Consider the following 20,523-nt stretch of genomic DNA (forward strand, 5'->3'; position numbering starts at 1 on the left):
GCCGCGGCGATCACGCCGCCGGCGCCTGATCGAGGAAGCCGGTCATCGCCCTGAAGCGGCCGTCGGCGGCCAGCACGCCGAAATCGGTGCCACCGGCGAGCGCGTCGCCAGCCTCCGGCGCCAGCTGCCAGCTGAAGCGCAGGGCGTCGCCTACCTGGTCGATGGCGCCGACGCGGCGGAAGCGGTAGCCGGGAAAGCGCTCCTGCACGCCGCGTACCATCGCGTCGATGCCATCCGGGCCGTCGCCGCTCATCATCGGGTCGCGATAGCTCGCCTCGTCGGTCCAGGTCCTGCTGATGATCGCCCGGCGGCGGCCATCGTCGGTCTCGTTCCACATGTCGATGTAGCGGTCGACAATCGCGGTCGTGTCGGTCATGGCTGAGCTCCTTGCTGCGGCGGCTGATCGGCCAGCGCCTGAGCCCATCATGCGCGGCGGCCGCGCGGCGTCGATTACGTGGCCGGTAATGGCCTGGCGGAGCGTTCATCGTTCCAATGAGCTTGCCCGGCCTGGAGCCCTCTTTCGCGGTCGGTAAGCCGATCGACGGACCGTGTCGTCACCTATCCCAGGAAGACCGATGAGCCTGACCGAACCCACCCCTGTGGACCTCGACCGACCGGCAGCCGGGGTCCCGCACCCGCTCGATGCGGCGACGCAGCTCACCGCGCGGCCGGACGGCAGTTACGAGGGCCACACCAGCACGGCCTACTGGAACTTCACCGGGCCGTTCGGCGGGGTCACCGCCGCCTGTCTGATGCGGGCGCTGCTGGACCACCCGCGGCGCCAGGGCAGCCCCGTTTCGCTCACCGTGAACTATTGCGCGCCGGTGGCGGAAGGTGCCTTCCGCATCACCCCTCGGCTGGCCCGGACCAACCGCTCCACGCAGCACTGGTCGCTCGAAATCACGCAGGACGGCGAGCCGCCTTCCACCACGGCCACCGCCGTGTTCGGCGCCCGTCCGGAGACCTTCGCGCACGCCCCGGCCACGCCGCCGGCACTGCCGCCGCGCGAGAGCCTGGTGCCGTTCCCGTCGCATCTGGCGGGCTCCGCTTGGCTGCGCAACTACGATTTCCGCTTCGCGCAGCTCCAGCCGCTCGGCCGGGTTCCGCGCGTCGAGCCCCTGCCGGCGGCGCAGGAACTCTGGATTGCCGACGCGCCGCCGCGGCCGCTTGATTTCGTGGCGCTGGCGGCGCTGGCCGACACCTTCTTCGCCCGCATCTTCGTGGTGCGCGGCGCGCTCGTGCCCGCCGGCACGGTGTCGATGAGCATCTTCTTCCATGCCACCGAGGCGGATCTGACGCGTCAGGGCAGCGAGCCGCTGCGGGCCCGGGCGGACAGCCGCGTCTTCGACCGCGGCTTCCACGACCAGTCGGCCGAACTGTGGGGCGCCGACGGCACGCTGTTCGTCAGCACCCACCAGATCGTCTACTACCGCGACCCGCCGGCGGCCTGAGACGGCTTTGCTCAGGCGCATTCCGATCGGACGAATCCGTCCGGTCGGGACGCAAGTGACGGCTGGACCGTGCCGGGCCGGCCGTCGGGGTCAGAGCGTGGTGGCGATCTCGTCGTAGTCGAGGCGCGGGCTGCGGGCGAACAGCTTGCTCTCGTCGCCGTAGCCGATGTTGACGAGGAAGTTGGACTTCGCGCTGGTGCCGGCGAAGAAGGCTGCGTCCACCTGGGCCTTGTCGAAGCCCGACATCGCACCGGTGTCGAGCCCCACCGCGCGCAGCGCCAGGATCAGGTAGGCGCCCTGGAGCGAACCGTTGCGGAAGGCGGTCTCCTCGATCAGCGCCGCGTTGCCGGCGAACCAGGCCCGCGCGTCGGCGTGGGGAAAGAGCCGCGGCAGCAGCTCGTGGAACTGCGTGTCGTAGGCGACGATGGCGGTGACCGGCGCGGCCATGGTCTTCTCGAGGTTGCCCGCCGACAACGCCGGCCTCAGCCGCTCCTTCGCCTCCGGGGAGCGCACGAACACCAGGCGCAGCGGCGAGGCGTTGGCGCTCGTAGGGCCCATCTTGGCCAGATCGACCGCCTGACGCAGCAGCGCCTCCGGCACCGGCTTGTCCAGCCAGCCGTTGTGTGTGCGGGCATTACGGAAGACGAGATCGAGCGCGGCCTCGTCCAGTTGGCCGGGGGCGGAGGTTTGGGTGGTCATCGCGTCTGCACTCCAGTCGGAACGGCTCGGACCCGTCGTGGAGGATGGCAGCGTATGCCGCAAGCGCGAAATCGGCGGGGCAGCACGGCGCGCGCGGCGCCGGCTGCGCTCACTCGACCAGCGAATCCGGGTGCTTGGGCTGCTCCGGCTCGACGCCCTCCGGCGCGGCGTAGCGCATCAGCAGCGGCGTCTGCGCCAGGGCGAAGACGATCGTCAGCGGCATCACCCCGAGCGACTTGAAGCTGAGCCAAACGTCGTTCGACTGCGTGCGCCAGACGATCTCGTTCAGCGCCGCCAGCACGAAGAAGAAAATGCCCCAGCGCAAGGTCAGCTTGCGCCACCCTTCGTCCGTCAGCCGCAGCACCGCATCGAACAGCACCGGCAGCAGCGGCCGCCGGAACGCCAGGCCGCCCAGCAGAGCTGTGCCGAACAGGCAGTTCACGATCGTCGGCTTCAGCTTGATGAACAGCTCGTCCTTGAGCACCAGCGTGAGCGTGCCGAAGATCAGCACGGCGACGCCGGACACCAGCGGCATGATCGGCAGCTGCCGCACCAGCGCGTAGTGGATTGCCAGCGCCACGAGGGTCGCGATCATGAAGGCAGCGGTGGCGGTGAAGATGCCGAGCTGGTCGGCCGCCAGGTTCGTCGGCAGCAGCGGGCCGAGAAGCGGAGTGAACAGGGCCGGGCGGGCGTTGGCCAGCAGTAGCACGCCCAGGGGCCCGAGCTCGAGGACGAACTTCAGCAGCGGGTTGAGGCGGTGGGCGGCGTTCGACACTGCGGCTCTGTGCCCTGCGGTAGAGGCGGCGTCAACCACGACGCCCGGTCCTAGCCGGGGGCGGCCGATCACAGGCCGAGCGTTCCAAGCTTACGCGTGGCAATAGGTGACGAAGACACCGGAAAATGATAGAATCGCTTGCCGTGGGAGCGCTTCGGGAGTGGGTGGAATCATCCCGATCGCAAGAGAAGCGCTCCGTGTTCAAGACGTTGGAGCAGTTCTATCCGCTGCAATGATCATTTTGACCGGATCGAAATGCTCTGGGGGAGTAGCGATGACCGAACACCTCGACGACGTGAAGAAATATGCCAAGGGCCCGGTCAACGAAGCGGCCGTCGCCGGTCTGTTGAAGACTTACCGGCTCGTGCTGAGCAAGCCCGATTCCCGCTATGTAGCCTGCGACGACGCGGGCGAGCGTGAGCGGGTGCGCGAGAACTTCCTCAAGAAGAAGCTCGGCCTGTCGGGCCCCGATCTCGACACCGCCGTCGAGGAGACCTGCAAGGCCATGAAGGCGGACCGCACCAAGTCGCGCCTGACGTTCTACTATCTGCTGGCGGAGCGCTTCGGCAAGCTGGACGCCGTCGCCGGCTGACGCCGGCGCGCCGGCACTTGAGCTTGGTGCCAGTGGAATGCGGAATCGCCCTGATGCCTGGGGCGGTCACAGCCTTCGAACGGAGACCGCCATGGAGGTCGGCTTCATCGGATTGGGCACTATGGGACGCGGCATCGCCGCCAACCTGGTGGCGGCCGGCCACCGGGTGCGGGTGTGGAACCGCTCGCCGCGCCCGGGCGCGGCGCCGGATGGTGCCGTCCTCGTGGCGCAGGTGACCGACGCATTCGCCGGTGACGCGGTCCTCTCGATGCTCGCCAACGACGAGGCGGTACGGTCGGTGGTGCTCGACAGCGGCGCGCTGGCGGCCGCGGCGGGGAGCGGCAAGCCACCGGTCCACGTCAACCTGGCGACGATCTCGGTCGACCTTGCCCGCGAGCTCACGCAGATCCACCGCGCCAGCGGCGTCGGCTATGTGGCCGCCCCCGTCTTCGGCCGCCCTGACGTGGCCGCCGCCGGCAAGCTCCACGTGGTAGCGGCCGGCGCGCCCGAAGCGCTCGCGGCCGTGCAGCCGCTGCTCGACGCGATCGGCCAGAGGACCTGGCCGTTCGGAGACGAGCCCTACCGCGCCAACGTGGTCAAGATCGCCGGGAACTTCATGCTTGGCTCCGCCATCGAGGCCATGGCCGAGGCCACGGCCCTGGCCCGCGGCCATGGCGTCGCGGCGGCCGATCTGCTGGACATGCTTACCGGCACGCTGTTCGCAGCGCCCGTCTACAAGAACTACGGCGCCCTCATTGCCGCCGGCAGCTACGAGCCGGCCGCCTTCGCCCTGAGCCTCGGCCTCAAGGATATAAAGCTGGCGCTCGCCGCCTCCGAGGCCGTCCATGCGCCGATGCCGTTCGCAAGCGTGTTGCGCGACCAGCTGGTCGATGCGATCGCCCAGGGTGACGGCGCCCGCGACTTCGCTGCTTTGGCCAAGGTCGCCGCCCGGCGCGCGGGGCAGGACGGCTGAGGGCGGCCTGCGCGCGTTCGGCGCACGTGTTCTTCGGCGCCGATCGATGGGTCCGGCTCGCGCCTGGCTATGAAGCTTGGTCGGGGGCTCGGCCCTTGTATTGCCAGGGCTCGCGGTACAGGTCGGCACGGGACGGCGGCAGGCCGACCGAACCGCGCACGCGCTTGGACGCCAGCGTCTGGTAGAGGCCGACGTTGTTGCGGTCGAACGAGATCGAGCAGGCGCCGAGATACATGAGCCAGATGCGGTACTTCACCTCGCCGACCTCGCGGATCGCCGCCTCGCGGTTCTCGTAGAGCCGGTCGTGCCATTGGCGGCAGGTGCGCATGTAATGCTCGCGCCAGCCTTCCACGTCGTGCACCTCGAAGCCGTGGCGCTCGAGAGCCGTCAGGTTGCCGCTGATCGAATCGAGCTCGCCGCCCGGGAAGATGTATTTGGTCAGCGCCGCAAACTCGGCCCGCTTCTTTTTCTTGGTGGCATGCTTGCCGGGGCGCACGATGCCGTGGTGCAGGAACAGGCCGCCCGGCTTCAGCACCCGGTGCACGGTGCCGAAATAGGTTGGGAAATTGGCAAGTCCGACATGCTCGATCATGCCGATGGCCGCCACCTTGTCGAAGCGATCGTGGCCTTCGACGTGGGCGAAGTCCTTGAGCTCGATCGTGCACTGGTCGGAGAGGCCGAGCCGCTTGATCTTGTCGTTGGCGTAGGCGACCTGCTGCTCCGACAGCGTCACCCCGTAGGTCTTCACGCCGTAATGCTTTGCCGCGTAGATCGAGAAGGCGCCCCAGCCACAGCCCATGTCGAGCACGCTCTCGCCGGGCTTCAGCCGCAGCCGGCGGCAGACCATCTCCAGCTTGTCGAGCTGCGATTGTGCCAGGCTGTTGTCCCAATCGGTATAGTAGGAGCAGGTGTAGACCATCTCCGGATCGAGCCAGAGCTCGTAGAAGGCATTCGAGACGTCGTAGTGGTAGCCGATATTCTTCTTGTTCTCGGCGGCGTCGCCCGAGCTCGGCTTCTCCTCGGAGATCTCCTCCAGCGGCCAGGGTCCGCCGCGCGACACGAACAGGAACTTGCTGGCGGTGCGGAGCGCCAGCAGGCGGTTGAGGCTCTTGCGGAAGTCGCGGGTGCGGACCTTCGGCTTCTTCTCGACCATGTCGAAGATGGTGCCGTTGCGGATGTCGAGGCGCCCGGATGCCCACAGGTTGGACAGCGTCTCGGCATTGGGCCGGCGGATCAGCGATGCGACGGCGCCCTCGTCACCGAGCCAGACCCCGAGCGCGCCCGGGGCGAGCGTCGCCGGCACGGTCGAGCCGTCCCACAGGTAGAAGCCAAACTCCAGCCCCATCTCCTTGTGGACATGGGCGAGCAGCTTCTTGAGCGTCGCGAGCCGCTTGTCTGCCATGGCAACTTCCTTCACCCGGCGCCCGCATGCGGGCTCGTCCGCGACCGGCGGGCCAGCTACGGCGCAGCCGGCTTTCAACCCGCTCGGACGGCGAGCGTCAACCCCAAGGCAACCGAACGTGGGCCAGGCGGTCCCGGCGCGGGCTCAGAAGTCGCTGGCGATGCCCCGGACCTCCCAGTCGTCGTAGCGGACCGGGTCGGGGCCGCCGCGGCCGGCGACCTCCCGGGCGCTCGCCAGTTCCTCGGCCTTCCGGTCGAGGGCACTGCGCCGCTCGGCCGCCTCGGCCAGCGCGCGCTGCGCAGCGGGGCTCAGCACCTGGTTCGGCACCCCTGGCTCGGTCGCCGCGGCGGGCGGTGGCTGCGGTACGGGCTTCAAGCTGGCGAACTCCTCGTCTCGGGCCTGGACGGGCCGCACATCATGCTTGCGGCGACCTGCCTATGCCCCCCACATAGGTGCGGGACAATCCCGGTGCGAGACGCGCGGCCCGGCGGCGGACGGCGGGACAAAGCCCGGGAATGGGGAGCCGGCGCTTCGCGCGAGCGGATGCCAGCCGCTCCCGGGCCTGCGGAGGACGTGATGAACTACGTGAAGACCGGCCTGCTGCTGGCGGCCCTCACCGCCCTGTTCGGCGTGGTCGGCCTGCTTCTGGGCGGCACCACCGGCATGGTGATCGCGCTCGCCATCGCCATCGCCATGAACCTCTTCACCTACTGGAACTCCGACCGCCTGGCGCTCGCCGCGCACGACGCTCAAGAGGTCGATAGCACGAGCGCGCCGGCGCTCGTGGGCCTGGTGCACGACCTGGCGCGCCGAGCCGGGCTGCCGCCGCCGCGGGTTTACCTGATCGACAGCCCGCAGCCCAACGCCTTCGCCACCGGGCGCAATCCGCGGAACGCGGCGGTCGCCGCGACAACGGGCCTCATGCACGCGCTGACGCGCGAAGAGCTCGCCGGCGTCATGGCCCACGAGTTGGCCCACATTCGCAACCACGACACGCTGACGATGACGATCGCCGCCTCCGTTGCGGGCGCCATTTCATCCATCGCCCAATTCGGCATGTTCTTCGGCGGCAGCAACCGGGAGGGCAACGGACCCGGCCTGATCGGATCGATCCTGCTGGCGGTCGTCGCGCCGCTCGCGGCCATGATCATACAGATGGCGATCAGCCGCTCGCGGGAGTACGAAGCGGATCGCATCGGTGCGGAGATCTGCGGCGAACCGGGCGCGCTTGCCTCGGCGCTGGTCAAGATCGAGCGCAGCGTCGCGCAGATCCCCGACGAGCGGGCCGAAGCCCACCCGGCGACGGCGCCCATGTTCATCATCAACCCTCTGTCCGGACGCGGCATGGACAATCTGTTCTCCACCCACCCATCCACCGCCAACCGGATCGCGCAGCTCGAAGCGCTCGCCGCGGCCTGGGGCAAGCCGCCGGCCATCGGCGGCCACGAGCCCGGCGGCTTCATCGGTAACGCCCCGCGCAATCCGTGGTCGCGCCGGACCGGCCCATGGGGCTGAGGCAGGGGGCGCCGCCGCGGCGGCGGGGAGCGGACCCGCGCGGCGGGGCCAGCGCGCGGCGACCGCCCGAGAGCGCGGGCGTGGCGCCGCGCCGCGCTGCCGTGGCAGCGCTCGTCGCCGTGCTCGGTGGCGGCGAAGGCATCGACGGCGCGCTGGCCGAAGCGAGCGAGGGGCTCGCCGACCGCGATCGGGCACTGGCCCGCGCCATCACCACCGTCGCCCTGCGCCGCCTCGGATCGATCCGGGCGCTGCTGGGTCGCCGGCTGGAGCGCGGTTATCCGCGCAAATGCGGCAGCCTGGAGCCAATCCTGGTGACCGCCGCCGCGCAGATCCTCTACCTCGACGTGCCCGACCACGCCGTTGTCGACATCGCGGTGTCGCTGGCCAAGGCGGACCGGAACGCCGCCCCCTTCGCCGGCCTCGTGAACGCGGTGCTGCGCCGGCTGCCGCGCGGAGGGGACGAAGCGGAAGGCGATCCACTGGCGCACGACACGCCGGCCTGGCTCGCGACGCGCTGGACCGGTGCCTACGGCGCCGACGAGGCCCGGGCCATCGCGGCGGCCCATCGCCACGAAGCGGGGTTGGACCTCAGCGTGGTGGGCGATGCGGCCGCGTGGGCCGAGCAACTCGACGCCGTCGTGCTGCCGCTCGGACCGCCGGCCGCGACCACGACGGTGCGCCTGCGCGACAGCCGGCCGGTCGTCGCGCTGCCCGGCTTCGACGAAGGCCGGTGGTGGGTGCAGGATGCCGCCGCCGCCCTGCCCGCGCGGCTGCTCGGCGTCAGCGCCGGAGAGCGCGTCGCCGACCTGTGCGCGGCACCGGGCGGCAAGACCGCCCAGCTCGTTGCCGCGGGTGCCCACGTCGTCGCCGTCGACCGCTCGCCGGAGCGCATGGGGCGGCTCGCCGCCAACATGGAGCGGCTCGGCCTGGCGCCCGAGCAGGTCGTCGCCGACGTTCTCGCGCTGGAGACGGACCCCTTCGACGCCATCCTCCTCGACGCGCCCTGCTCGGCCACCGGAACCATCCGCCGGCATCCGGACGTGGCCTGGGTCAAGCGCCCTGGCGACATCGCCAGCCTGGTCGAGCTGCAGGGCAGGCTGCTCGACAAGGCCGTCTCCTTGCTGCGACCCGGTGGACGGCTGGTCTACTCCACCTGTTCGCTGGAGCCCGAGGAAGGCGAGGGGCAGATCGAGGCGCTGCTGGCGCGCGCCCCCGGCCTCGAGCGGCTGCCGATCGCGGCGGACGAGCTCGGCGCGCTTGCAGGCGCAATCACCCCGCGGGGCGACGTGCGCACCCTGCCGTCCATGCTGCCAGACGCCGAGCCTCGCCTGTCGGGCCTCGACGGCTTCTTCATGGCCCGCCTGCAACGCGCCGGCTGATCCCGTGGACCGACGAGCGCGGTGCCCGGCCCTTCGTGGGCCGGCGCCGGGTTCGCGTCGGCCGGGCCGCGGCTTCGGCCGCGGCGCTTGCTGCCCCGCACAACCCCGCCCGAAACGTTAACCATCTCCGCATAAAATATCTAAAGGTTCCGGCGAACCCCGCGTTCATGCCGGTGCTATGGATAAAGAGGGCCATGGGCGAAAGGCTGAGCCTCTATGCACTGGTCGTTCGCGAGGGCTTCCGGCGTCTCGTGGCGGGACTACGCAAGGCCGCGATCGGCGTCTGGCCGATGCCGGTCCGCGCGCCCGAGCGGCTGCTGGTGGCACCCCAGGACCTGAGGACCAGCGACCCGACGGTCGCGGGCGACATCTATGCCGGCTATTTCGTCTTCGCCGGACGCCTGGTCGAGGCCAAGGGCCGCTCCCCCTTCACCATCGTGCCGCCGAGCGTCGCCTGGGCCGAGGCGCTGATGGGCTTCAGCTGGCTGCGCCACCTGCGCGCCGCCGACAGCGCCATCGCCCGCGCCAACGGCCGTGCCATGGTGGACGACTTTCTCCGCCACGAGGGCGACCGCCGCGGCATCGGCGCCGAACCGCGCATCGTCGCCCGCCGGCTCATCTCGTTCCTGTCGCAGGCGCCGCTGGTGCTCGAGGGCGCCGACCGCGCCTTCTATCTTCGCTTCATGCGGGCGCTGGGTCGCTCGGTCACGCAGCTGCGCCGCGCCATCCTGGCCAGGAGCGCCGAAGAGGACCGGCTGCTGGTCGCCATCGCGCTCGCCTATGCCGGCCTCTGCCTGCACGATCCCCAGCGGCTGCAGGCGCGCGTCAACGCCCTGCTCAGCGACGCGCTCGCCGCCCATATCCTCGCTGACGGCGGCCACATCAGCCGCAACCCCCGGCGTCTGACGGAACTGCTCAGCGAGCTGCTGCCGCTGCGCCAGACCTATGCGGCCCGCGGCATCGAGCCGCCGATCGCCTTGCTGACGGCGATCGACCGCATGATGCCGATGCTGCGCCTCTTCCGCCACGGCGACGGCGAGCTCGCTCTGTTCAACGGCATGGGCGTCTCGGCGCCGGACCTGCTGGCAACGCTGCTCGCCTATGACGATGCTCGCGCGCAGCCCCTGGAGCATGCCCCCACCAGCGGCTACGAGCGGCTGACCGCCAGCGGCACGCTGATGCTCGTCGACGTCGGCAAGCCGCCGCCGCGCCCCTTCTCGCGCGAAACGCATGCCGGCTGCCTGTCCTTCGAGCTGTCCGCGGCGCGCTGCCACCTCGTGGTGAACTGCGGCGCCGCCGCGGCGGAACGGCCCACGGCGCAGCTCGCCGCCCGCTCCACGGCGGCGCATTCGACCCTGGTGGTCAACGACGCTTCCTCCTGCCACTTCGCCGGCGAGGGCACCGGCGATGCCCTGGGCGAACGGCTCGGGCGCTGGCTCGGCCCGGTCGTGCTGTCCGGCCCGACCCGCGTGGAGGCGCACCGGGGCGTGGACGAGGCCGGCCAGACGCTGGTCGCCTCCCACGACGGCTACCTCAGGCGCTTCGGCATCGTGCACGAGCGGCGGCTGGTGCTGGCGGACAACGGCGAGCGGCTCGACGGCGCCGACCGCCTGCTCGCCACGACGAGCCGGCCGCTGTCCTTCGCCTTGCGCTTTCATCTGCATCCGAGCGTTCGCGCCAGCCGCTCGCAGGACGGCCGCAAGATCATGCTGCTGCTGCCGGATGGGGAGGCGTGGAGCTTCGAGGCGCCCGGCTACAACCCGGACCTGGACGAGAGCGTCTACTTTGCCGCCGCCGAAGGGCCGCGGCGCACCGAGCAGATCGTCGTTGCCGTCGAGCGCGAGCCGGTGGACGAGATCATCTGGCGTTTCGCCCGCCTCGGTCGCCACCAGCCGCGCCAGCGCGCCTAGAGCGTTTTCGAGCGAAGTGGACGCCGGTTCGCGTGAAGAAAACGCGACAAATCAAACAGATAGAGCATTTCGGCGATTCGAAGAAGCGCGGAAATACTCGAGAGAGCGTTTTGCCATTGGATGAGGCCATCCAATGGCAGAGAAATGCTCATAGACTTTTGAATCTGGAGCGCGTCTTTCGCGTTCCAGTTTATCCCCCTCGCGACCGATTTGTCGGCCGGCGTCTGGATGTGCTAGAGCGCCGCCCGGAAACCCCGCCGGCCGACTGGACGGCACGTCCTCGCCCCCGCTCCGCCGACCGTCGTTCGAGAGCCGCGGCACGCATCGGTTCACACACCATGACCACTGAACTTCGGCGCGTCACCCGCGCATTGTTGTCCGTTTCCGACAAGACGGGCCTGATCGACTTCGCCCGCGGTCTCATTGCGCACGGCATCGACCTGATCTCGACGGGCGGCACGCGCAGGGCGCTCGCGGACGCCGGCCTGCCCGTGCTCGACATCTCCGAGGTCACCGGCTTTCCCGAGATGATGGACGGGCGGGTCAAGACATTGCACCCCGCCGTGCACGGCGGCTTGCTCGCCATTCGCGCCAATCCGGAACACCAGGCGGCCATGCTCGCCAACGGCATCGGCGCGATCGACCTCCTGGTGGTCAGCCTCTACCCCTTCGAGGCGACGGTGGCCAAGGGCGCCTCCTACGACGACTGCATCGAAAACATCGACATCGGCGGGCCGGCGATGATCCGGGCCGGCGCCAAGAACCATGTGGACGTGGCGGTCGTGGTCGACGGCTCCGACTACGCGGCGGTGCTGGCCGAGCTCGCCGCCAACGACGGCTCCACCGGCGTGGAGCTGCGCCGGCGCCTGGCCCAGAAAGCCTATGCGCGCACCGCCGCCTATGACGCGGCGATCTCCAATTGGCTCGCCGACACGCTCGGCGAGACGGCTCCGCCCTACCGGGCGCTGGGTGGCACCCTGGCGGAAGAGCTGCGCTACGGCGAGAACCCGCACCAGGGGGCCGCCTTCTATCGCACCGGCGCGCGGCGCGCCGGTGTCGCCAGCGCCCGACAGCTGCAGGGCAAGCAGCTGTCCTACAACAACATCAACGACACCGACGCGGCCTTCGAATGCGTCGCCGAGTTCGATCCGTCCCGCGCTGCCGCGGTGGCGATCATCAAGCATGCCAACCCCTGCGGCGTCGCCGAGGGCGCGACCCTGCTGGAGGCCTACGAGCGGGCGCTGCGCTGTGACCCGGTGTCGGCCTTCGGCGGCATCGTGGCGCTCAACCGGCCGCTCGACGCCGCCGCGGCGGCGCGCATCGTCGAGATCTTCACCGAGGTGATCATCGCCCCGGCCGCCAGCGACGAAGCCATCGCCCTAGTCGCGGCCAAGAAGAATCTGCGGCTGCTGCTGACCGGCGGCCTCCCCGATCCGCGGGCGCCGGGCCTGACGCTGCGCACGGTCGCCGGCGGGTTCCTCGTCCAGGGGCGGGACAACGCCGTGGTCGACGACATGGAGCTGAGAACGGTCACCAAGCGCCAGCCCACGCCGCAGGAACTCGCCGACCTGCGCTTCGCCTTCCGCGTCGCCAAGCACGTCAAGTCCAACGCCATCGTCTACGCCAAGGACGGTGCCACCGTCGGCGTCGGCGCCGGCCAGATGAGCCGGGTGGATTCGGCGCGCATCGCCGCTTGGAAAGCGGCCGAGGCGGCGCGGGCCGCGGGGCTGCCCCAAAGTCTGGCCGTGGGCTCGGTGGTCGCCTCGGATGCCTTCTTCCCCTTCGCCGACGGCCTGCTCGCCGCGGCCGAGGCGGGCGCCACGGCCGTCGTCCAGCCGGGCGGCTCGATGCGCGACAACGAGGTCATCGCCGCCGCCGACGCTGCAGGCCTCGCCATGGTGCTGACCGGCCACCGCCACTTCCGGCATTGAGGCGATGCCGGATCAAATCCGGCTGAAGACCGCATCGAGGGACAGCATCTCCTGCCAGCGGTGGCGTACCAGCTCCGGATCGACGTGCTCCTCCACCGGCCAGCCGATGCACAGGTAGGCCACGAGGTCCCACCCCTGGGGCACACCGAGCAGTGCCGTGACGCGCGCCGGCTCGAGGATCGATACCCAGCCGACGCCGATGCCGTGCGCCCTCGCCACGAGCCAGAGCGCATGCACGGCGGTCACCGTGGAATAGTTGAGCGTCTCGGGCATGGTGGCGCGACCAAGGCCGTGGCCGCCGGCGGTGGCGAGGTCGGTGAACACGGCGAGATGGACCGGCGCCTGCCGCAGGCCCTCCAGCTTGAGCGTGGCATACTTCGCCGCCCGCTCGCCGGCATAGGATGCGAGCGCCTCGGCGTTGCAGCGCTGGAACTCGTCCCGCACCCCTTCGCGCAACGGCTCGCTGTCGACAGCCACGAAACGCCATGGCTGACTGTTGCCGACGGAGGGGGCGTGCTGTGCCGAAGCAAGGAGACGGCGCAGCAGATCGTCGTCGACGGGGTCTGCCCGGAAGCGCCGCACGTCGCGCCGCCAACACAGCAGCTCGTCCAGCTGCTCACGGAACTCGGCGCCGAAGGTAGGCGGGACGGGATGGGATGCGTACATCGCCCATCCTACCACATCCGGCATCCAGGTGGCGCCGGGCAGCGGGCGCCGTCACCCGCGTGACAGATCCCCCATCAGGCTCGCCGCCACGGTGAGCTTGGACAGGCTGAGCCCCGAGCTGGCGATGCCGTCCACGGTGGCACGGATGCGGTCGACGGCGCTGCCGCGCCGTTGCGCCCAGGCAGCGACACCGTCGGCACCACGGCCCCCGTCGGCCAGCACCTCCGCCGTCAGTCGCCGATGGGCGGCGGCGATGGCATCGACGGCGCGGCCGAGCGCCAGGCGGTCGTAGTAGTCGCCGACGGCGATCTGCCGCGCCGCCTCGGTCAGGTGCTCCAGGCCGAAGCTGCCGGCGACGGCAAAATGCGTGGCTGCCACCTCGGCGATATCAGCGCCGGCGCGCCGGGCGATGCGCACGATCTCCGGCGCCTCGTCGAGCGAGGAGATGGCGCCGACGTCCTCTGCGAGCCCCGACGAAACGCCGGCCTCGGCCAGCGCCGCCACACGGCGGCGCAGATCCTGCCGTTCGGCCGCCGGCAGGGTGTGGGCGAGGCTCGCGGCCACCGCCGCAACCCCGTCGCGATAGAGGGCGATGATCTCGGCCAGGTCTTCGCGGGCGAAATCGACATTGCGGATGAACCAGATCATCCGGCCGATCAGCAGCTCCTGTACCTCGGCGTAGAGGGCGAGCTGGCGCTGGCCCTCGATGCGGCCGTCGAGGGCATCGATGTCGGCATTGAGGTGGTCGAGACGGTAGACCTCATTCACCGCGGCGTAGGCGCGCACGATGGTCGCCGCGTCGGCGCCGGTCTGATCGACCAGCCGCGTCACGATGGTGGCGCCCCCGCGGTTGACGATGGCGTTGGCGAGCTGGGTGGCGATGATCTCGCGGCGCAGCCGGTGTGCCGCGATGTCCGCCGGGAAGCGCTCGACGAGCTGCGGGGGAAAGTAGCGGGAGAGCTCGCGCGCCAGATAGGCTTCGTCGAGCACCGCGCTGTCGAGGATCTGGTCGTAGAGGTCGAGCTTGGCGTAGGCCAGCAGCACGGCGAGCTCGGGCCTGGTGAGCGGCTCGCCGCGCTCCTCGCGGGCGGCGAGCGCGGCATCGTCCGGCAGATTCTCCACCGCCCGGTCGAGGCGGCCCGCCTGCTCCAGCGTCTGCATCTGCCGCCGGGCAAAGCCGATCTCGCCCGCCCCGCCGCGTTGCGCCAGCGAGATGGCCAGCGTTTGCAGGTAGTTGTTGCGCAGAACGAGGGCGGCAACCTCGTCGGTCATATCGACAAGCAGGGCGTTGCGGGCCTCCTCGGCGAGGCGGCCGTCGCGCACCGGGCCGGCGAGCGCGATCTTGATGTTCACCTCCACGTCGGAGGTATTGACGCCGGCCGAATTGTCGATGGCATCGCTGTTGAGCCGGACGGCCTGCCGCGCCGCCTCGATGCGGCCGCGCTGGGTGACTCCCAGGTTCGCGCCTTCGCCGATCGCCTTGCAGCGCAGCTCGGCGCTCGACACGCGGATGGCGTCGTTGGCCTTGTCGCCGACGCTCTCGTTGCTCTCCTCGCTCGCCTTCACATAGGTGCCGATGCCACCGAACCACAGCAGGTCGGCGGGCGCCTTCAGGATGGCGTTGATGATCTCCTGCGGGGTGCCTTCGGCCCGCGCGATGCCGAGCGCCGCACGGGCCTGCGGCGACAGCGGAATGGACTTGAGCTGGCGCGAGAACACGCCGCCGCCCGCCGACAGCCGGTTCCTGTCGTAGTCCTGCCAGCTCGAGCGCGGCAAATCGAACAGGCGCTGGCGCTCGGTGAAGGCCGCCTCCGCATTCGGGTCGGGATCGATGAAGATGTCGCGGTGGTCGAAGGCGGCGATCAGCTTGATCGCCCGCGAGAGCAGCATGCCGTTACCGAAGACGTCGCCGGACATGTCGCCGACGCCGACCACGGTGACCGGCTCCGCCTGGATATCGACGTCGAGTTCGCGGAAGTGGCGCTTCACCGCCTCCCAGGCGCCGCGCGCCGTGATCCCCATCTTCTTGTGGTCGTAGCCTTGCGAGCCGCCCGAGGCGAAGGCGTCGCCGAGCCAGTGGTGGTGCTCGGCCGAGAGCCCGTTGGCGATGTCGGAGAAGGTCGCCGTGCCCTTGTCGGCGGCCACCACCAGGTAGGGGTCGTCGCCGTCGTGGCGCACCGTCACCGCCGGCGGCGCGATGGCATCGCCGACGATGTTGTCGGTCAGGTCGAGCAGGGTGGAGACGAAGGTCTTGTAGCTGGCGACGCCCTCGGCCATCCAGGCTTGGCGGTCGGACGCCGGCGGCAGGCGTTTGGGAAAGAAGCCGCCCTTGGCGCCGACCGGCACGATGACCGCGTTTTTGACCTGCTGCGCCTTGACCAGCCCCAGCACCTCGGTGCGGAAGTCCTGCGGCCGGTCAGACCAGCGCAGGCCGCCGCGCGCCACCTTGCCGAAGCGCAGGTGGACCCCCTCCACCTGCGGCGAATAGACCCAGATCTCGTAGAGCGGCCGCGGCAGCGGCAGCTGGTCCACCTCGCGGCTGGCGATCTTGAAGGCGATGGTGCGCCGCTCGCCGCCGGCGGCGTCGCGCTGGTAGACGTTGGTGCGCAGCGTCGCCCCGATCAGGTTGAGGAAGCGGCGCAGGATCTGGTCGTCGTCGAGGCTGGCGACATCGGCCAGCCGCGCCTCGACCTCGCCGCGCAGGCGCCCCTCCTCCGGCCGCGGCGCCTCGTCGGTCGGTCGGAAGCGGGCATGGAAGAGCTCCACGAGCAGGCCGGCGATGGCGCTGTGACGGATGAGCGCGGCGGCGATGTAGCTCTGTGCGTAGGTGGTGCCGATCTGCTGGAGGTAGCGCCCGTAGGCGCGCAGCACCGCGGCGTCCCGCCAGGGCAGCCGCGCCTCGACGATCAGCGTGTTGAACCGGTCCGACTCCGCCGCGCCGGCGAATAGGTGCGTCAGCGCCTCCTCCAGCAGGGGTGTCAGCGCGACAAGATCGATGGGCTCCCCGGCCGGGCGCTCCAGGGTCATGTCGTGCAGCCAGACGCGTCCGTCCTCGGGCACGCCGGCCGGAAAGACGCGGAAGGTGCGCTCGTTGACGACCTGGAAGCCCAGGTTCTCCAGCAGCGGCACGCGCTCCGACAAGGGCATCGGCTTGGAGCGAGTGAACACCTTGAGATTGGCCCGGTGATCGGGATCGCCGGCCCGCCGGTAGATATCGACGGCCCGCGGCTGGTGGGCCGAGAGGCCCTCGATGATGCGGATGTCGGCGAGCGCGACCTCGGCGCCGGCCCCCTCCCGGTAGCCGGCGCTGAAGGCCTGGCCGCCGTAGCGGGCGAGGATCTCGTGCGCCTTGTCGCTGCCCAGCTCGGCCTCGGCCAGGTCGGCCAGCGCATCGCTCCAGGTCTGCACGATGGCGCCGATGCGCGTCTCGAGCTCCGCCGTGTCGACCTTCGGCGTCGCCCCGCCGCTACGACCGATGATGTATTGCGTGCGGGTGAGCGGCCCCTCCGGATAGGCGGGGTAGCTGGCCGAGATCTGCCCCTTGAACACGTCCGCCAACAGCTCGCCGATGCGGATGCGCACCGAGGTGTCGTAGTGATCCTTGGGCACGAAGACGAGCACCGAGACGAAGCGGTCGAACTCGTCGACGCGGACCAACGCCCGCACCCGCGGCCGCTCGGTGAGCTTCAGCAGCTCGAGTGCGAAGCCGTGCAGCGCGTCCGCGTCGATCTGGAACATCTCGTCGCGCGGGTAGGTGTCGAGCACGTGCAGCAGCGCGCGGCCGGAGTAACTCTGCGGATCGAAGCCGGCCAGTGCCATGACGCGGGCCACCTTGTGGCCGAGGTAGGGCAATTCGCTCGCGGCCCGCGTGTAGACGTTGGAGGCGAACAGCCCAACGATACGCAGCTCGCCCTCGAGCCGCCCTTGCTCGTCGAACAGCTTGACGCCGATGTAGTCGAGGTGGACGCGCCGGCGCACCCGGGACTTGACGTTGGCCTTGCTGATGATCAGCGCGACCGGCTTGAGCAGGAAGGCGCGCAGCTCCGGCGTCATGGTGACCAGCTCGTTGCCGCGCTTCAGCACGCGCACATCGGGATCACGCAGGATGCCAAGGCCGCTGCCCTCGACCGGATCGGCCGCCACGTTGCCCTCCGGGTAGCGGTAGTGGCGGGTGCCGAGCAGGGTGAAGTTGTCGTCCACCAGCCAGCGCAGGAACTTGCCGGCCTCCTCCGCCTCGTCGTCCGGCAGCGGCAGCTTCTTGGCCCGGCCGCCCCGGTAGTCGCGGGCGGCATCCTTGACGCGGGCCCGCATGGCCTTGAAGTCGCCGACCGCATGGGCGACGTCGGCGTAGACCTTGCCGAGCGCCTCGGTCAGGCGGTCGCGATCCGTCTGCCCATGCATGCGGGGCAGGTGGATCTGAATCAGGCTCTCGCGCTCGACGCCTGCGGGAAGCGGGCCGTTGGCCGCGCCGACGAAGCGTGTGACCGCGCGGTCGGGGCCGCGCACCACGTCGACGATGGGATGGGCCACGAGCAACGGCTCGCGCCCCTCTTCGCCGAGCTCGGCCAGCGTCGAATCAAGCAGGAACGGCATGTCGTCGTTGACGACTTCGAGCACCGTGATGGCGCGCCGGCGCCCGGCGTGCTGCACCTCGGCGTCCAGCAGGCGGATGCGCGCCTCGCCCGGAACCCGCGGCGCCGCCAGGTGCTGCCACGCGCTCAGGGCCAGCTGGTCCAGCCCCTCGCCGGCGTAGTGCGCCCTGTCCTCGCCGGCCGAGCGTCCGTAGATCAGGGACGCGAAGCCGTCGGCCATCGCAGGCGAAAGGCCGGGCTCGGTGCTCGCGGCATCGGCCGCCCTCGTCTCGCCGAGATCCATGCTCGTCCTCCCTCGCTCGCCTTCGGGCCCTCTCATAGCCGAAGCCGCGCGGCAAGGTTATGACGACGGTCGCCCCGCCGACAGCGGCGCCCGCCGGTCGCGGCGCTCGCCGGCCCCGTGCCGGGCTTGACCCGGCCCTGCACCACCTTGAGAAACACATGCATTATGCCGGCCCTCGCAGGCCGGGGTCATTCGCTTCACGGGCCGGCCGGCTCACTGCCCGTGGCCCGCAGAGCAGCGCGACGAGGGAGGAGTGCCATGGCTGACAACAGGAAGCGCACGAAGGGGACCAAGCCGGCCGCCAAGGCCGACCCCAACAGGCCGGCGCCGCAGCGTGAGACGGGGCTGATGGCGGTGGAGCTCGCCCAGGGCGAACTGTCGCCGGCGATGCAGGCGTATTTCGACAAATGCCTGGAGAAGCTCGGCTTCGTGCCGAACGTGCTGCGCGCCTACGCCTTCGACAATACCAAGCTGGAGGCGTTCGCCGCCTTCTACAACGACCTGATGCTGGCGCCGTCCGGACTGTCGAAGCTGGAGCGCGAGATGATCGCCGTGGCGGTGTCGAGCATCAACCGCTGCTTCTACTGCCTCACCGCCCACGGGGCCGCCGTGCGGCAGCTGTCCGAGGACCCGGCGCTGGGTGAGCTGATGGTGATGAACTACCGTGCCGCCGACCTGAGCCCGCGGCATATAGCCATGCTGGATTTCGCCGTGAAGCTCACCGAGCAGCCGGCGACCATCGTCGAAGCCGACCGGGAGCGCCTGCGGGCGGCCGGCTTCGGCGACCGCGACATCTGGGACATCGGTGCCGTCGCTTCTTTCTTCAACATGTCGAACCGCATGGCGTCGGCCGTCGATATGCGGCCCAACGGCGAGTACCACGCCCAGGGCCGGTAACGCCGCCTCACCGGTGCCGGTGACGGCGACGCTTGGATTTGCGCGGCGGCGATTTGGCCGCCGGCGCCACCACAGGGGCGCTGTCGTCCACCGTCGCGGCGATCGCTCCGGTCGTCGCCGGCGCAGCCGGCTTGCAGCCGGGGCGGCTCACCTTGCCGTTGAAGATCGAGGCGAGGCCGGGCTCCTCCGTCAGCGCCCACCGTACGCCGTCGAGCACGCAGGCGAGCTCACCCGGCGTCGGCTGCTTCAGCCCGGCGCCGCAGAGCCATCCGGAGATCCGCACCATCGGCTCGGCGCCGAGGCGCCGAAAGACGATGCAGGCGCGATCCCCCTGCCGCGACCCGAACACCACGTCGGCCGCGGCGACGGGGCCGAACCGGGTGTCGATGTCGGCCGTGGCCGCCAGCCGCCGCACCGACAGGCCGGCCTCTCCGGCGCGCCGCGCCACGTCGATGTAGAACGACGGCGCCGGCACCTCCTCGTGGCCCGGGCGGTAGATCGACAGGCGCAGCAGCGGCTCGCCCTCCAGCGTGCCCAGGCTGACGGCGTCGTCGCGGCCGCCGCCGCTGCTGTGCTGCACCGCCTCGTCGCGCTGTGGCAGCTCGACCAGCCCGGCGGTCACCCCGTCGTCCGGCAGGGCGCTCAGGGTGAATGCGGCGGGCGCATCGGCCAGGCGCTCCCAGGTACCGGCCGCGGGCTCGTCCGTTGCGTCCGCGTCGGTCGTGGTGGCGGGCGAGCGGGCATGTTCGGCGCCGGCCGCGGTGGCTGCAGGCCGCTCCGCCGCCGTCCTGCCCGCGCCGGCCGCCGGTTGCGGGGCGGCGGTCGCCGCCGCGTCGCCGGGCTTGCGGGAGGTGTACAGCATCAGCAGGCCCAATCCGGCCAGCAGGAGCAGCATGAAATAGGGGATCGACCGCCAGGACGAGCGGCGCGCGGGCGGCCGCCGCGGGCGCCCGCGCGGCACCGGCGCGGCGGCGGTCGGCGCGGGCGGACGCTCGGCCATGATACGTGCGGCCGCCGGACGGGCGAGGCCGTGACGGTTCATCGACGCGATTTCCTTGCGTTCTCGGAGGCTCGTCTGCCTGAGGCGCCCCGCGCGGAGCCGGGGTACGGCCTCGGCTGCGGCTGGCGTCTTGCGTTACGTAAGGTGCCGCAAAGGAGTGTCCTCTCCGTTACCGAGACGGCCGCCGTGAAATCATGGTTAACCGCCGGTCAACGCACGGGTGCCGGCGAGCCACGGCGACCGCTCCGCCCTGCGCTCTCGCGGCCGTGACATCCGCATTGACACGGGCGCCGGCCGGGTGTTTTTGGGGCGATTGCCGGGCTTGACCCGCGCACGGGACATGACGACATGCATCGTCCGATGCGCAGCGAACGAACGAACGCGTTGACCACGACGCCCGCGGCCCAAAAAACCGCGAAACGCTGACGCACGTCCTCCCCGCTTCCTCCGCCGGGCGA

16 protein-coding genes are annotated in these 20,523 nt (G+C 70.6%); 8 read left to right on the forward strand and 8 right to left on the reverse strand.

The window, feature by feature from the left end:
* Positions 1–10 precede the first annotated feature (10 nt).
* Positions 11–376 carry a nuclear transport factor 2 family protein gene (locus IEW34_RS03400; protein WP_188607687.1) on the reverse strand — a complete coding sequence of 122 codons (366 nt, stop codon included), beginning with the start codon at positions 374–376 and terminating at the stop codon, positions 11–13.
* A 199-nt stretch (positions 377–575) separates the two neighbouring features.
* On the opposite strand from IEW34_RS03400, the gene IEW34_RS03405 reads away from it, so the two are divergent.
* Positions 576–1,451, forward strand: coding sequence for an acyl-CoA thioesterase (locus IEW34_RS03405; RefSeq protein ID WP_188607688.1), 876 nt, complete (start codon positions 576–578; stop codon positions 1,449–1,451).
* 90 nt (positions 1,452–1,541) lie between these two features.
* On the opposite strand, the gene IEW34_RS03410 is transcribed toward IEW34_RS03405, so the two are convergent.
* Together IEW34_RS03410 and IEW34_RS03415 are read right to left on the reverse strand one after the other, a co-directional pair.
* Positions 1,542–2,150 carry a malonic semialdehyde reductase gene (locus IEW34_RS03410; protein ID WP_188607689.1) on the reverse strand — a complete coding sequence of 203 codons (609 nt, stop codon included), beginning with the start codon at positions 2,148–2,150 and terminating at the stop codon, positions 1,542–1,544.
* A gap of 109 nt (positions 2,151–2,259) precedes the next feature.
* Complete coding sequence (locus IEW34_RS03415) at positions 2,260–2,925, reverse strand: septation protein A (RefSeq protein WP_188607690.1); 666 nt, start codon at positions 2,923–2,925, stop codon at positions 2,260–2,262.
* 274 nt (positions 2,926–3,199) lie between these two features.
* Here IEW34_RS03415 and IEW34_RS03420 point away from each other — a divergent pair, with 274 nt between their 5' ends.
* A complete protein-coding gene (locus IEW34_RS03420; RefSeq protein ID WP_188607691.1) occupies positions 3,200–3,517 on the forward strand; it encodes a DUF2853 family protein in 318 nt (105 codons plus the stop codon).
* Positions 3,518–3,608: 91 nt separating this feature from the next.
* Entirely contained in the window at positions 3,609–4,490 is an 882-nt protein-coding gene (locus IEW34_RS03425; protein ID WP_188607692.1) for an NAD(P)-dependent oxidoreductase, read from the forward strand.
* Between the two features lie 67 nt (positions 4,491–4,557).
* On the opposite strand, the gene IEW34_RS03430 is transcribed toward IEW34_RS03425, so the two are convergent.
* Both IEW34_RS03430 and IEW34_RS03435 read right to left on the reverse strand, forming a co-directional pair.
* Positions 4,558–5,892 (reverse strand): class I SAM-dependent methyltransferase, encoded by a 1,335-nt coding sequence (locus tag IEW34_RS03430; protein WP_188607693.1) that lies wholly within the window; start codon positions 5,890–5,892, stop codon positions 4,558–4,560.
* A 144-nt stretch (positions 5,893–6,036) separates the two neighbouring features.
* Positions 6,037–6,267 (reverse strand): DUF1674 domain-containing protein, encoded by a 231-nt coding sequence (locus IEW34_RS03435; protein ID WP_188607694.1) that lies wholly within the window; start codon positions 6,265–6,267, stop codon positions 6,037–6,039.
* A gap of 201 nt (positions 6,268–6,468) precedes the next feature.
* Between IEW34_RS03435 and htpX the strand changes: the two genes are divergently transcribed.
* From htpX to purH, 4 genes are all read left to right on the forward strand, one after another.
* A complete protein-coding gene (gene htpX / locus IEW34_RS03440; protein ID WP_188607695.1) occupies positions 6,469–7,407 on the forward strand; it encodes a zinc metalloprotease HtpX in 939 nt (312 codons plus the stop codon).
* Positions 7,398–8,786, forward strand: coding sequence for an RsmB/NOP family class I SAM-dependent RNA methyltransferase (locus IEW34_RS03445; protein ID WP_188607696.1), 1,389 nt, complete (start codon positions 7,398–7,400; stop codon positions 8,784–8,786). The genes htpX and IEW34_RS03445 overlap by 10 nt, the downstream gene beginning before the upstream one ends.
* A gap of 194 nt (positions 8,787–8,980) precedes the next feature.
* Positions 8,981–10,696 carry a heparinase II/III family protein gene (locus IEW34_RS03450; protein ID WP_244641727.1) on the forward strand — a complete coding sequence of 572 codons (1,716 nt, stop codon included), beginning with the start codon at positions 8,981–8,983 and terminating at the stop codon, positions 10,694–10,696.
* Positions 10,697–11,034: 338 nt separating this feature from the next.
* Complete coding sequence (gene purH / locus IEW34_RS03455; protein ID WP_188607698.1) at positions 11,035–12,627, forward strand: bifunctional phosphoribosylaminoimidazolecarboxamide formyltransferase/IMP cyclohydrolase; 1,593 nt, start codon at positions 11,035–11,037, stop codon at positions 12,625–12,627.
* Positions 12,628–12,639: 12 nt separating this feature from the next.
* Here the strand turns inward: purH and bluB are convergent, their stop codons facing one another.
* Together bluB and IEW34_RS03465 are read right to left on the reverse strand one after the other, a co-directional pair.
* A complete protein-coding gene (gene bluB, locus IEW34_RS03460; RefSeq protein WP_188607699.1) occupies positions 12,640–13,293 on the reverse strand; it encodes a 5,6-dimethylbenzimidazole synthase in 654 nt (217 codons plus the stop codon).
* A 51-nt stretch (positions 13,294–13,344) separates the two neighbouring features.
* Complete coding sequence (locus tag IEW34_RS03465; RefSeq protein ID WP_188607700.1) at positions 13,345–18,168, reverse strand: NAD-glutamate dehydrogenase; 4,824 nt, start codon at positions 18,166–18,168, stop codon at positions 13,345–13,347.
* A 348-nt stretch (positions 18,169–18,516) separates the two neighbouring features.
* On the opposite strand from IEW34_RS03465, the gene IEW34_RS03470 reads away from it, so the two are divergent.
* Positions 18,517–19,065: a peroxidase-related enzyme gene (locus IEW34_RS03470; protein ID WP_244641785.1), complete on the forward strand. Its 549-nt coding sequence runs from the start codon at positions 18,517–18,519 to the stop codon at positions 19,063–19,065.
* A gap of 7 nt (positions 19,066–19,072) precedes the next feature.
* On the opposite strand, the gene IEW34_RS03475 is transcribed toward IEW34_RS03470, so the two are convergent.
* Positions 19,073–20,107: a hypothetical protein gene (locus IEW34_RS03475; RefSeq protein ID WP_188607702.1), complete on the reverse strand. Its 1,035-nt coding sequence runs from the start codon at positions 20,105–20,107 to the stop codon at positions 19,073–19,075.
* Positions 20,108–20,523 lie beyond the last annotated feature (416 nt).

The organism is Chelatococcus reniformis, assembly GCF_014640075.1.
GTDB lineage: Bacteria > Pseudomonadota > Alphaproteobacteria > Rhizobiales > Beijerinckiaceae > Camelimonas > Camelimonas reniformis.

What these genes read in the sequence shown, in the direction of transcription:
- IEW34_RS03430 (WP_188607693.1), bottom strand. Translation starts at nt 5,892, where the DNA reads ATGGCAGACAAGCGGCTCGCGACGCTCAAGAAGCTGCTCGCCCATGTC.
- IEW34_RS03465 (WP_188607700.1), bottom strand. Translation starts at nt 18,168, where the DNA reads ATGGATCTCGGCGAGACGAGGGCGGCCGATGCCGCGAGCACCGAGCCC.
- IEW34_RS03400 (WP_188607687.1), bottom strand. Translation starts at nt 376, where the DNA reads ATGACCGACACGACCGCGATTGTCGACCGCTACATCGACATGTGGAAC.
- IEW34_RS03445 (WP_188607696.1), top strand. Translation starts at nt 7,398, where the DNA reads ATGGGGCTGAGGCAGGGGGCGCCGCCGCGGCGGCGGGGAGCGGACCCG.
- bluB (WP_188607699.1), bottom strand. Translation starts at nt 13,293, where the DNA reads ATGTACGCATCCCATCCCGTCCCGCCTACCTTCGGCGCCGAGTTCCGT.
- IEW34_RS03475 (WP_188607702.1), bottom strand. Translation starts at nt 20,107, where the DNA reads ATGAACCGTCACGGCCTCGCCCGTCCGGCGGCCGCACGTATCATGGCC.
- IEW34_RS03425 (WP_188607692.1), top strand. Translation starts at nt 3,609, where the DNA reads ATGGAGGTCGGCTTCATCGGATTGGGCACTATGGGACGCGGCATCGCC.
- htpX (WP_188607695.1), top strand. Translation starts at nt 6,469, where the DNA reads ATGAACTACGTGAAGACCGGCCTGCTGCTGGCGGCCCTCACCGCCCTG.
- IEW34_RS03410 (WP_188607689.1), bottom strand. Translation starts at nt 2,150, where the DNA reads ATGACCACCCAAACCTCCGCCCCCGGCCAACTGGACGAGGCCGCGCTC.
- IEW34_RS03450 (WP_244641727.1), top strand. Translation starts at nt 8,981, where the DNA reads ATGGGCGAAAGGCTGAGCCTCTATGCACTGGTCGTTCGCGAGGGCTTC.
- IEW34_RS03470 (WP_244641785.1), top strand. Translation starts at nt 18,517, where the DNA reads ATGGCGGTGGAGCTCGCCCAGGGCGAACTGTCGCCGGCGATGCAGGCG.
- purH (WP_188607698.1), top strand. Translation starts at nt 11,035, where the DNA reads ATGACCACTGAACTTCGGCGCGTCACCCGCGCATTGTTGTCCGTTTCC.
- IEW34_RS03420 (WP_188607691.1), top strand. Translation starts at nt 3,200, where the DNA reads ATGACCGAACACCTCGACGACGTGAAGAAATATGCCAAGGGCCCGGTC.
- IEW34_RS03405 (WP_188607688.1), top strand. Translation starts at nt 576, where the DNA reads ATGAGCCTGACCGAACCCACCCCTGTGGACCTCGACCGACCGGCAGCC.